This is a genomic window from Saccharopolyspora pogona (assembly GCF_014697215.1).
GTDB lineage: Bacteria > Actinomycetota > Actinomycetes > Mycobacteriales > Pseudonocardiaceae > Saccharopolyspora > Saccharopolyspora hattusasensis.
In genome coordinates this window covers 5,639,759-5,651,711 of the sequence record NZ_CP031142.1, presented here as the reverse complement: position 1 = coordinate 5,651,711, position 11,953 = coordinate 5,639,759, and the positions used below count along the sequence as shown (strand labels likewise).

Here is an 11,953-nt window from a genome sequence, read left to right as displayed (position 1 = left end):
AGCGAACCGCTGCTGCGTCATAACTAGTGCGGCGCGCGTGCGCGCGGCCGAAGGCCCCCGTAGCCCAATTGGCAGAGGCAGACGACTTAAAATCGTCCAAGTGTCGGTTCGAACCCGACCGGGGGCACGTACAGCATCTACACAAGCCGCGCCTGCTCGCTGAGCAGGCGTTTCTTTGGTTTCGTTGATCCGTTCTGCCGCGTGTGCGATCTGGGGTAGGTCGTCGGCGGGGAGCCTGATCGTGATGGTGGCTTGGTTGCTGTCGCCGCGTAGGTGGACGGTGAGCTGGGTGATCTCGAACAGTCGTCGTAGGAGCTGTTCGGGGGCGTGGGCGAGGTTGAGCGTCAGATAGGGCAGCGTGTCGAGCAGAGCGACGTCGTCGCTCGTGGGTTTGCTCGGTTCGGAGCTGGCAGCGTTGTCGAGCTCAGCCACGCTTGCCAGCGTGGCCGTCTTCTGGGCTTCCAGCTCGTTGTAGGTGCCGCGCAGTGCTTTGGTGAACGGGTCGTCGGGATCACCGTCTTGTGCCTGCCGCAGGATCGAGTTCTGGCGGCGGGCGATGTCGGCGAGCGCGCGTTGGAGGCGTTCGCGTTCTGCGTGGCGTTCGCGAGTGGCCCGGTCATCGACGCTGTCGAGATCGGCCGCCAGGGCTGCGCGCCGGTCGGGGCCGAATACTCGCTCGGAGAAGAAGCAGGCAACCGCATCGAGCACGGCATCTTCGCGGAGGTAGACGGCTTTGTGGCCGTCGTACTTGTCAGGGCGACCGCGGTTGTTGTTTCGGGGCCAGCACAGGTAGTAGGGCCGGTGGTGGCGCTGACCGCCGAACATTCGCCGTCCGCAGCCGCAGAACACCATGCCCCGGAACAGGTAGGTCCGTCGCGTTTGCGGGTGGGCGTTGTGGTTGTTGCCTGCGCGGGAGCCTCGTTTGGCTTGGCGGCGGGCGGTCATCTCGTCGAACATCCACTTCGGGATCAACGGTTCGTGCGTCGGCTCGGGCGACCACACCCACTTGACCGGGTCGTTGACCTTGCCCTGCTTCGAGCGTGATGCGCGCCGGTTGAACACTTGGTATCCGGTGTACTTGGGGTTGCGGAGGATCTCGTACACGCTGGTCTTGCCCCACGCACCCCGCGCTCGTTCCTTTCCCGGTGGCACTGGCGGCGGGTACTTGTCGGGGTCGGAGTTGAGGCGTTCGGCGATGGTGTCGTAGCCGAGTTGCTCGTAGTAGCGCCAGTGGGCGATCTGTGCGACGGTTTCGGCTTCCTGTCCGTCAGGTTCGAGGCGGGATTTGGTGTGCCCCTTGTTGGCTTTCATGGGGTTGGGGTGCCGGTAGGTCTTGGCCTTGTAGCCGTAGGGCGGTTTGCCGATGTTCCAGCCTTCCCGGACGTGGGTGCACAGCCCGCCCCAGGATTGTTCGAGGGTGTTGATCACTTCGTACTCGGCGACGGACTGGTTGATCCGCCGTTGCAAGATCCGTTGCGCTCGGCTTCCGGACAGCGTGATCGACTCGTTCGAGGCGAACAGCGGCACGTCCGACCGTTCCAGCTCCCGCTCGACGGACAGGCCTTCGAACGCGCGGCGAGCGACGCGGGAAATGCTCTCGCAGATCACCACATCGAACCGGCGTCCGGGGTGGGTGGCTTCATCGAGCAGGTCGGCGATGCCACCATCACGCGCGATGGGGATGTCGAACCGCTCGTAGTTCCCGCCCCGGCCGCGTTGGTCGAGTTCCATCCGGCCGGATTCGACGTCGTAGAAGTGGGCGACGATCACCCACGATTCGGGTATTGCGGTCTTGCAGTGCTGCAACTGCCGCATCAACGACTGGCGCGGGTCTTGCTGGTCCTCGGTCGAAGTGCGCCCAAGGAATGCCACCCGGACTTCGTCGCGCAGCAACGCGGCGGTGGACATGCCGAAGGGGGAAACGGCGTAGTCCGAGAGACCCGATGGCCCGGACACCGGCACCGGGGCGGACAGCTCAGTGCTTCGCCGCGTCAGCGCCGGTGCTGGCGGATTGACCGGGCGGTCATCGTCTGACGTGGTCATGCAGCTTCACCGTCCTCACTGGACTCCGTAGCCTGTTGTGCGGCCCACGTAAGAAGATCACGGGTGACAGCGGACAATTCCGAACGCAGCCGGTCGCCCTCTGTTCCACCAATAGTGTTGATGTGACCGGAAAATCTGCGTTCACCGCTGCGGATCAGCTTCTGATCGTACCACCAAACTGCCTGCTCAGAGCCTGTTCGACCGAGGCTTTCGATGCCATCATCCGGTGCCGGACGAGGCGAAGGAATGATCGGATCGCCGGAGAATTCGCTGTGCGGGTTTATCGGCATGGGAGCCCAAGAGGTCGTCGGAGAAACGGGTTCAGACAGCTCGCTCGGCCAGAGCTTGCAGCACGACCGGTGTGCCGTTGCCCGTGGTTCCGCCGATCCTGACGGCGAGTTCGCCCAGCCGCGCACGACGGGAACGATGCGGATCTGGGGTGACCACGGACCACACCTCGCCTGCCGGGCCGTCCGGGTCACCGTGATCGCGGGACGCGGTCGCGACCGGGACTGGCGAATGCTTGGTCAGCAAGGCTTTCCTCAAGCCTTGCTCGCGGCGTCGACTGGCTACCCAGATCAGCACCATGCCCGCGAGCCGCCGGGCCATCTCCAAGCCATCGCCGTAGCGATCGGTCGAGCCGGTGTACCGGTCGATCTTGTCTGCGACCTTCCGCAGCGGCTCGGTGCCGGTGTCGTGTTCGAGGAAGAACCCCAACCACCGGCCGTCCTGGTACCAGCAGCCGTAGCCATCCGGGGCGATCCTGTGCTCGTAGAACTCGCTGATCCACTTCTCCGAACGCCAGGTGTGCAGTCCCTGCCCCTCCGGGCGGCCGTCATGCGCCGAGAACGGGGTACCGAGCTCGTTGCGGCGGCAGTAGTCGGCGAGATCAGCGAAGAACTGGTTCACCCCGAGCAGGTGCGCCAGCGTCGGCGACTCCAGGGCGCGGCGCAGCCTGTCGGCGTGACTGGACGGGCGCGGCGGCGTGGTGCCGCGCTGTGCAGCTCGCAGTTCCGCGCCGCGGTAGCCGAGGAGGTAATGGAACGGCTTCGAACCACCCTCAGCGCGATAGGGCTGAGTCCTCCACAGCACGCCAGCATCCGCGAGTGCCAGCAGCCGGTGCTGCGCCCGCGAGATCGACGGGAACGCCAGTGCACGAAGCTGGTCGGTGGTCAACACCTGATGCTCAGCAACAAGCTCCAGCACAGTGCGGTCCCGAGGGGTCAGCTGCGCCCACAACGCCCCGTCCGGTTCCCCGGCCGACGTGCGGCTGCGCCGCCCCGCGCCACGCCGAACACGAGACTGAATGTGGCCATTCAGTCGGAGACCCGTGCGATGGTCTCGACTTCCTGCCTGAACTGCGGTTTCAGGAACAAGGCCCCCTGCGGATGACCCTGCGGACCTGGGCCGCAGGGCGCTCGCTGCCCCATCCGCACCCCCAGCTGCCAAGACATCCGCACAAGCACAATCGGTGTCTCTGCGATCAGCCATGATCACCACCCACGATTCCAGCGGACCTGAACGCCCCTGAAGTCCGGAAAAGACCTCGATTTGCGCCACGATCACGAGAAAAAGTGGTATAGGTCACACTCGAAGTGAGGTGATGCGGGACGGCGGGAGCACCGGCCTGGGAGGGTTTTGAGGCCACGGTGCTCCCGCCGAGCTTTTACAACCGGTGAAGTCCGGTGAGCACGTCGACGAGCAGCTTCCGCGTCACCGTCGTGCGGCTGAATGCCACGTGCTCAGCGGCAGCGCGTTCGGCGTCGAGCGCTTTCTGCTCGGGGATCGTCGGTACCTCAGTCGCAGTGATCGATGTGTGGGTGACCTGCTGAGCGGCCAGGAGGTCACCGGACCACGTCGCGCTGTACCCGCACGCCACGATGCCCGTGCGTCGGGGGCTTCCCGTGGCCATGCCTAGGTGCTCTCCTCGTTCGCGATCTCGATGCACTCTGCGCACATCGGCCATCCGTCCGGCGGACGATCGCGCGGTCCCCACCCGATCGCACCGCAGAGCCCCGGTACGACCGTCCCATTGCCGAACGGCTTCGTCGGCTCGGTGGGCTTCGCCCAATGAACGACCTCTTCGCGCCACGACGGCGCGTAGAGCAGCAAAATGCTCGACGACTTGACGACGCCCGCCGGAAGCTCGGATGAGAGCTCCGTCCGCTGCGGCGCGCACTCGAACTCGTTCCGCCCCACCGGAGACGCATCGCTGCTGAGCACCGCGAGGATGAAGCAGTCCACGCACGGCGTACCCGTGAACGCGGGGACAGGTTCGACTTCGTCCGGCTTTACCTCATCGCCGCACGGCGCTCGCCAGATAGTCGCAGCGCTGTTGCCTGCGGGCACCCGGTACGCATGAACCTCCCGCGGGCGATCCTGTGGCGCATGTTCCGGCCGCAGACGCGCCAGGACCACTAGCCCGGAACGGTGCCCGCTCACGCGGCACGCCCCGGAAAGCGACGGCTCAGCCGCTCCTCCCGACGCCGAGCCGCTGCCTTGAGCGCTTGCTTCTCCCGGTGCCCCGGCAGCCACCACAAGATGAACAGCGGAACGAAGATCACCGACCAGGCCAGCAACCCGAGCAACATCGCCAATGCGTCATGCATGGCACCAACATCGGCCGGATCGGCGGGTACAACGGGTACGACCTGGAGCACGACGGCAAGGGGTACGAGTTGTACCCCTTTGCGCGAACGGGTTACACGGTCAAGCCCAGCTGGCGGGCCAGCCCCCGCGCCTCCGACTGCACCATGCGTCCGCCAGAGGTCACCAGATCCCCGGCAATGCCCCGCGACATCGGGTGGCACCGCATGGACTCCTCGGAGACCTTCGTCGCCCGCTGCAACACGTGCAGCGTCGCCGTGTAGTCCTTGCGCTGGTGATACGCCCGCGCCGTCTCCAGCCACAACCGAGCCCGACGATCCACGGAGGGCACCGAATCCGGATCAATCTGCTCAGCAGTGTCGATCGCCCGCCCGGACTTCCGCAGGTCGACCTGGACGGACACCCCGGTGAGGTCCGTATTGGCGCGACCGAACAGCGTCCACGGGTGCGCGTATCCACCGGGCAATCGCGCGGCCATGTCGTCCGCCTGATCGAGGTTCCGCAGCGCGTCCCCTTCTCGCCCCATACGGGCAGCCGTGATCGCCGCGTGCAGCCGGCATGAGCCCCACAATGCGCGGGCGTTGTCCCCGCTGCTGTCCAAGTACGGCTCCAGCAGCCCTGCAGCGTCGGTGACCAAGCGATAGGCATCATCTTCACGGCCGGTCGCTCGCCACACGTTGCCGACCACCCACGCGGCACCAGCCAGCGCTGCGGGGTCGTCGGCTTGTTCAGCCGAGGCCATGCAGCGATCCGCCGACAACCACAGCAACGCTGAATCTGACACCCAGGCGAGCGCCTGCTCCGCCAGGGCGTAGGCCGCCGACAGCGCAGCGTGGGCCTGTCTACGCTCATCGCCTTCGAGAACGCGAGTTGCCCGACGGGCGTCCCGGATGATCTGCGGCAGGATCCTGCCAACGGATTTGCGCGGAGTCGGCGACGAGTGCCAGAGCGCCCACGCATCGGCGGTACGCCGGTGCAAATCAGCTGGGTCCGGACGAGGCTCCGGCGAGACGCTGAGCATCGTCTCTTCGATCGCTTCGCGCATAGCCGGAACCGCATCGTGCGAGCCCCGACCGACCATCGTCGTCGGCGGCTTCTCACCGGTCAGCTCTCTCAAGTCCTGCACACCGAGCGCATCGGCGAGCTGCACGAGCTTCTCCCAGCGCGGCGGATGAAGCCTGCCCTTCTCAACCGCCTTGAGCCACTCGGCAGACCGGCCAACGAGCCCGGCCACAACCGGCCGCGACTTGCCACGCCGCTCCCGGATGATCTGAATGCGTTCGCCGATCGTCCTGCCTGCAAGTTCGTCCGTCACAACGGATCACCTCTTCGCGGAAGGGCCTCCTCGCGAAACCCCCGGCCCGTCGACCGGGGGCATGCCTCCGCGAAGAGGTACCGCCGAGCGTAGCGACCTCCCGATCAAGTGACGAGGAACCAGGCGGAACTACGCGGGGTTGCTCCACCCATCCGGAGTAATAACGACCACGTCGACCCTGCCTGCTGTTACCTGGAGGATAAACCACAATCAACAACGCTCACTTCAAATCGCCTCGGGCAATTCCCAGCACTACCCATGGGTTTTGAGTTTGTCGAACTGAGGTGACAGTCGGTCAATCCACGACCATCTGGTTCATCAGGGGGCGATCCTTGCTGATACTAATGGGTACGGTTGGTTCCCATTCTCTTCTCGTGCCGATCGAAGCCATCAACCGATGCAGTACGGCTACGAACAGCGTAGAGTAACAAAAGCTCACACAAAATGCGCAACACATTGGCATTCGAGGGAGCAGGTGTGCTGTGTGGACGGAGCACATCAATGCAGAAAGTCACTCTCTGCAACTAGGCCTAGTCCGATTGTTTGAACTGGCACCGAGTCCTCCATGAGTTCGACCCACGTTCGCTACTCTAAAGTTAGAAATTTGAGTATAGAACTGGAGTGGCATTCGAGTGGACACCGTCGATTTCCCTATGTTGGCAAACGCGGCATTCAACCAAGCGTTTGGGTTTATGTTCAATTGTCTGTCTTCGGCTTTGAGGCGAGACAAGAAGAAAAAGGGCGAGGAACCTCTTGAAAAACCCGACGTGGTCGAGGGTGAGCTCCACGAGCTGGTGCCGCGTGAAGAAGTGGTAAAGGCGCACCTTTCAGAACTCCGCGGCCTGGCAGGAGAGTTGCTCGAATACAAAGAGGATCCGGAGCTTCTGGATCCTAATGACAAGAGTCTTCGCGAGTCGCTAGGCCGATTGAGGGCCTTGCTGGAGAAGATTTATGGGCAACACATTACGTTCCGCGGAGAATCGCGCCCAAGAAGCGGAGTGAAGGTTGAATACCGTGTAGGTACCGTGTCCGGAGAGCTGGTTGGAATCGATGCAAAACGTGTGCGTGAGGGGCGCGTAGTAGCGGATATTCAAGAAGTGAAGACGGACGGTTCCGTTATCGGAATCCGGGCCGATAGCGTCGGCGATTAAGTTTCTTTGAGTAAACGGAAAGATGGAATTTTCACAAAAGGAGTTACGTGAGCTCTCCCTCGCTGCCCGGCGACGAATCCCGCTTGCCCACTGAGCCCAGGGATATCGAGACGAAGCGGAGTATCGGGAACGAACAACCACAAGACTGGAGCGCTATCGACGGAGTTAGGGAAGCAGGAAGCGACGGGGTTGATGTCTCTGCTGATGTCCCGTCCGCTCAAGTCGAGCACGAAGTTGCTGAGGGCCTCGTCAACTCCGAAAGTAAAGAGAAAGCTGAAGTTGAATCGCATCTGCGGATTGGGAAAAATGAGGGAACAGCAATTGGATTTCTGCAACAAATCGTTCGAAGCATGGTCGACAGCCACGAGTTGCCGGATCACTATGTACAGGACTGTGTCCTTAATTTCGCCAAGCCAGCTAACATAAGTGTCGCCGAAGGTATTCTTCGTGATAACAACATCGTTGTCGTCGCAGGGGAACCTGATACCGGCCGCCACCAGATTGCTGTGTACTTGTTAAACTCGTGCGAGGGAGTGGCTCGGGAAGAATTTCGGCGGGAGCCAGGAGACCCACTTGAGGTCAATGAGCTTGATGTAAAGAGGAACACGGCATCACTCCTCGATCTGCGCAACGAGAAAATTCTGAACAATTATTTCGGTCGTTCCCTTCTCGCAGTGCGTGAACGCCTCAAGTATCGAAGCTCGTATCTTGTCGTAATTGTATCCTCAGAACTATGGCAATCCGCTGGTCAGGGGGCGGAGAATATTGAGTTTATACCCTCGCGGGTCACTGCAGAAGAAATTGTGGAATCACATCTCTCGGCTGCAGAGCCAGCTATCGATTCTAAATTTTACCTACGCGACCCTCGCATAGCTAGGTCTCTGGAGAAGGCTTCGCCTAGTGAAGCGATTCGATGGACTAAGACAATCAAGAAAGTGAACGGCCTCCGGATAGATTCTCTGCACGAGGTCATTGGAAACGGCCAAGAGCTTCCTAGTCAACCGCAAGACAGTGTAGAGAAATTACGCATCGAGGCGGCACTTAAACTACACGCAAACTGGCGGGAAGAGCTACTCAATTTTCATTTGAAGCATGCCGATAGTCGTGTAAGGAACTTCTTGGTAGCTTCTGCAGCCCTAGAAGGGCGTCCATCTGGAGAAGTATTCGAAGCCGCTAAAGAGTTGGCTATTGGTCTCGGCGAAGCCGCGCCAGAAATGCAGGGGCAGCGTGGACCTGGAATCCTTGAACTTGTGCACCACATCGATGCTGAGTTGAGCGACGACAGATATGTGGTCTTCTCAAAGCCAGATTACGCTGCAGCGGTCCTTGACTATTTCTGGGCTGACCGTGAGCACCTTCAGAAAGAGCTTGTTACATGGATGTGTGATCAGGCACGTCAACTCAAGGGCGTTCTTGGACCTCTAGCAGATCGCATTGCTGAGTTCGTACTGAGGTGGACGGTGGAAAGCGACGACCTCAGCCTTCTTCGCCAGTTAGTGAAGGAATTCTCAGCCGATAAACGTTTCCGCGCTATCTTGGTTGATCTGACAACGATTGTAGCGCTACGGGCTGATTCCTTAGGGAGAAAACTCCGCGATCATCTTCTTGAATGGGCGCGACATGAATCGTCCGAAGTTAAATCCATCGTCGCCGAAGTCTGCAGCGGAGAGCTTGCTCGTATACGCCCTTCGGCAGCCCTGTTCCGACTCGGGGAGCTAACTGAAAGCTCAGATGTTGCGGTCACAAATGAGGTAAGACATGCGATTCAAGAGCTGTGGAATCGCCAAGATATTCGCGATCGAGTTGTCAATCGTATAGGCGCATGGTGCACTGACGGCAATGTCGAGCGTGCGAAATCCGGCGCCCGGGTATTTCTTGCTATCGCGGATCTTCGGAATCCCTTAACAGGCACACCTGAACTACTTGAAGTTAGCCGGAGCTATACCGGCTCTCAATTGACAGAAACGTTGGCGCGGGGTTGGTATGGTGTGTTTGCAGGGCGACCTTCAGCGACTTCTCAAGTATTGAGGTCTTGGATCAACGCGGCTACAGATTCCCCTGAATTGCTCAGTGTCCTAAGGAGTGTCTTCGCGACTGCAGTCGTGGGCTTTAGCGAAGAGGATACGGATGAGCGTCGTTACAACTTCTTCGCCCAAGAGCTATTCTCCGCCGACGTGAATTCGTCGGATTCCTTGAAAACGGCCGAAATAAGGGAAGCCAGAGAGTCGATCTTTGCGCACGTGACAAATTCATTGAAACATGTCGGCCGAACCCCTGGCTACGCGAAATTCGGGCAAATGAACTAGATGAGAGAAATGTTCAGGGTTCGCAAGGTTCAAAAGATCCGTTTCTCTGAGGCTCTTGAAAGCGAGATAAAGGGGCTGTACTTCACTGCGGAATTTGTCGTTGAGTGGAAACTGGTGCGGAGGTCTAGTGCGCAGCGGAATCTATCCGACGCAGTAAAAGAGGCGGTCTTTCTTGCTGCAAATCGGGAAGCGAAGAAGCGCTCGGTCATGCAGCTCGCGGGCGCACAGTTCCGAATAAACACGGAACTAGGGAAGATTCGGCTAATAGAGGACGTGGGTGTTGGCGTAAAAAACGCAAAAGCATGCCTGTCCGTTTCGCCTGGAACTATTCATGCTGCGGAGGACTATACGAATGAAATACGGAAAGAAGAGTCTCTCGCCAAAATTCAGAGACTGAGGATAAAGCGGTCCGAGGAGTTTCGTAGTGTGGTTCTCCGTGATGCTGGATGGGCCATTTCATACTGGCTAATGAACCATCCGGAAGATCTTCGAAAGAGTGACTACGCGAACCTCAAGGAATTGATTGGTGAAATCGCCGAGAGTGACACTCAAAGGCGATGGATCCAGGTTTCACAAGTGCTAGTTTCATTTGTTTCGGGCCTCGAAAAAGGAGATAAGGAGGCCATGCTCAGTCTGCTTCAGTCGCTAATGTCTAGGTACGGTGACCGCAAGAATGCGGATCAGATTGCCACGGCTCTGGATCCAGCACGGTACAAAAATGATCACACTTTTCCGGGTGGTAGGAGTTAGCTCGCAGATGTGCACCGACCCAATCTCGATCGGGAGCTAGACAGTGGGTGATCACCTTTGTTGCTTCATCTGGTGTCGCTGTCCCTGTGTCGACGTCGGGCGACTGTAGCTTTCGCGGAAACCACCAGCTCACGACGGGTGTGCCCCCGTGTAGATGCTGTACGAATCGCACCGGGGGCACGTATCGTCTCAGGTCAGCGACCTGGAGAGGCGTCGGGGCTTGCGGGATGGTGGAGTATCCATCGTCTACTCATCGCTTTAGTCCTCGGCAAGGGAGTCGGAGATCGGTCGACCGCCCCTCCAGATCGGCAGGTTCTCCGACCGGCTCGGACGCAAGCGGCTCTACCTCGGCGGGGTGGCCGTCACCGGCGCGTTCGCTTTTCCGTTCTTCTGCTGGACACCCGGTCTTCTTGCTGCTGGACACCCGGAGCACCGTGCTGATCTGGGCCGCCTTGATCGTCGGGCTGTCCATCGGCAGCACGGCCGGGCGCTCAGAACAGGAACGCCCGACCGGCGCGGTGATCAGCGACTTCCCTGCCGAGCCCGCAGGTAGTCCGTCACGAGCCCTTCGAGCTCCGGCCGCTGCCCCTCCCAGCCCGCCGCGAGCGAGCCGGGGGTGCGCACAAGCGAGCGCTGCTGCCGGCCCGTTCGCCTCGTGTGGATCACCGTGCCGGTGACCGAGGATCCGTCGTCGGCCGGGCCGATGACGTTGAGGTGGTCGTCGAGGATCTCCTCGACATCACCGTTGAGCAGCACCTGCCCGGCGTGCAGCAGCATGAGGTGATCGCACACGTCGCGCAGTTCACCGAGCGAGTGCGAGGACAGCACCACCGTCATCCCGCGCTCGGCGACATCGGTCATCACCAGCCGGAGGAAGTCCTCCCGGGCGAGCGGATCGAGATCCGACATCGGCTCGTCGAGCAGCAGCAGCTTCGGCAGCCGGCCGAGGCTGAGCGCGAGCGCGAGCTGGGTGCGCATGCCCTGCGACAACGAACTGACGCGGCTGCTGCGATCCATCTCCGGGTGCGCGGCCAGGGCCTCCTCCACCCGCTCCGGCGACCACCGCTGGTTCACGGCGCCCACCGTCCGGATCATCTCCGCGATGGTGAAGTCCTTGTACAGCGGGCGGTGCTGCGGCAGGTACGCCGCGTCCGGGTGCAGGCGGCCGCGCACCTCGTCACCGAACACCTGCACCCGCCCGGCCGACGGCCGGATCAGTCCGGCCGCCAGCCCGAGAAAGGTGCTCTTGCCCCCGCTGTTCGCGCCGACCAGCCCGATCACCTTTCCCTCGGGCAGTTCGACGGTGCAGTCCCGGAGCGCCTGCTTCCGGCCGTAGCTCTTGGACAACCCGGTGGTGCGCAACACGCTCATGATGCGTTCGGCCCCTCAACGTGGAAATGCTCGTCTCGGACGGCAACATAGACCGCGTCGACGGCCTCAACGGCGAGACCACCGCTCTTCGCGCGGCTCATCCAGTCCTCCAGATCGCGTCGCAACGGCGCTTCGACGGCGGTCAGCTCGCTCGCCAGCGAACGCGTCACGAAAGTTCCCACCCCGCGCCTGGCCTCGACCAGTCCGTCGCGTTCGAGTTCGCGGTACGCCTTGAGCACCGTGTTCGGATTGACCGCCGTCGCCTCCACCACCTCACGCGCCGTGGGCAGTCGATCACCGGGCCCCAGCAGGCCCAACCGCATGGCCTGTTTGACCTGCTGGATGATCTGGACGTACGTGGAGACCCCGGAACGACGGTCGATCCGGAACTCGATCATACGGCCCAGCAT

The 11,953-nt window shown here is 61.3% G+C and carries 11 protein-coding genes, 1 tRNA gene and 1 pseudogene; 4 read left to right on the top strand and 9 right to left on the bottom strand.

The genetic code is table 11. The annotated features are described in order from the left end of the window. Positions 1-53 precede the first annotated feature (53 nt). Positions 54-127 (top strand) — tRNA-Leu (locus tag DL519_RS26130). 626 nt (positions 128-753) lie between these two features. On the opposite strand, the pseudogene DL519_RS50375 reads toward DL519_RS26130, so the two are convergent. The 7 genes and pseudogenes from DL519_RS50375 to DL519_RS26095 form a co-directional block, all read right to left on the bottom strand. Beyond that, positions 754-1,731, bottom strand: a pseudogene (locus DL519_RS50375) (recombinase family protein); the annotation flags it as partial. A 308-nt stretch (positions 1,732-2,039) separates the two neighbouring features. After that, a complete protein-coding gene (locus DL519_RS26120) occupies positions 2,040-2,333 on the bottom strand; it encodes a hypothetical protein (protein ID WP_190818676.1) in 294 nt (97 codons plus the stop codon). Positions 2,334-2,364: 31 nt separating this feature from the next. Continuing rightward, positions 2,365-3,249, bottom strand: coding sequence for a replication-relaxation family protein (locus DL519_RS26115; protein WP_223839563.1), 885 nt, complete (start codon positions 3,247-3,249; stop codon positions 2,365-2,367). A 460-nt stretch (positions 3,250-3,709) separates the two neighbouring features. Beyond that, the gene (locus tag DL519_RS26110) at positions 3,710-3,955 is read right to left on the bottom strand and encodes a hypothetical protein (protein WP_190818673.1); all 246 of its coding nucleotides are present in this window, start codon (positions 3,953-3,955) and stop codon (positions 3,710-3,712) included. A 2-nt stretch (positions 3,956-3,957) separates the two neighbouring features. Further along, positions 3,958-4,287: a DUF3039 domain-containing protein gene (locus DL519_RS26105; protein WP_190818671.1), complete on the bottom strand. Its 330-nt coding sequence runs from the start codon at positions 4,285-4,287 to the stop codon at positions 3,958-3,960. Between the two features lie 194 nt (positions 4,288-4,481). Continuing rightward, positions 4,482-4,652: a hypothetical protein gene (locus DL519_RS26100; protein ID WP_190818670.1), complete on the bottom strand. Its 171-nt coding sequence runs from the start codon at positions 4,650-4,652 to the stop codon at positions 4,482-4,484. Positions 4,653-4,744: 92 nt separating this feature from the next. Beyond that, the gene (locus DL519_RS26095) at positions 4,745-5,965 is read right to left on the bottom strand and encodes a helix-turn-helix domain-containing protein (protein ID WP_190818668.1); all 1,221 of its coding nucleotides are present in this window, start codon (positions 5,963-5,965) and stop codon (positions 4,745-4,747) included. A gap of 632 nt (positions 5,966-6,597) precedes the next feature. On the opposite strand from DL519_RS26095, the gene DL519_RS26090 reads away from it, so the two are divergent. Genes DL519_RS26090 through DL519_RS26080 form a run of 3 tightly spaced genes read left to right on the top strand, consistent with a single transcriptional unit; the run spans position 6,598 to position 10,172 of the window. Continuing rightward, positions 6,598-7,116, top strand: a complete 519-nt coding sequence (locus tag DL519_RS26090) for a hypothetical protein (protein ID WP_190818666.1) — start codon at positions 6,598-6,600, stop codon at positions 7,114-7,116. A gap of 47 nt (positions 7,117-7,163) precedes the next feature. Next, positions 7,164-9,422 carry a hypothetical protein gene (locus tag DL519_RS26085; RefSeq protein WP_190818664.1) on the top strand — a complete coding sequence of 753 codons (2,259 nt, stop codon included), beginning with the start codon at positions 7,164-7,166 and terminating at the stop codon, positions 9,420-9,422. Then, entirely contained in the window at positions 9,423-10,172 is a 750-nt protein-coding gene (locus DL519_RS26080) for a hypothetical protein (protein WP_190818663.1), read from the top strand. 522 nt (positions 10,173-10,694) lie between these two features. Here the strand turns inward: DL519_RS26080 and DL519_RS26075 are convergent. Both DL519_RS26075 and DL519_RS26070 read right to left on the bottom strand, forming a co-directional pair. Beyond that, positions 10,695-11,543 carry an ABC transporter ATP-binding protein gene (locus DL519_RS26075; protein ID WP_190818661.1) on the bottom strand — a complete coding sequence of 283 codons (849 nt, stop codon included), beginning with the start codon at positions 11,541-11,543 and terminating at the stop codon, positions 10,695-10,697. Continuing rightward, positions 11,540-11,941 (bottom strand): GntR family transcriptional regulator, encoded by a 402-nt coding sequence (locus DL519_RS26070; protein ID WP_177226487.1) that lies wholly within the window; start codon positions 11,939-11,941, stop codon positions 11,540-11,542. The genes DL519_RS26075 and DL519_RS26070 overlap by 4 nt, the downstream gene beginning before the upstream one ends. Positions 11,942-11,953: the final 12 nt, after the last annotated feature.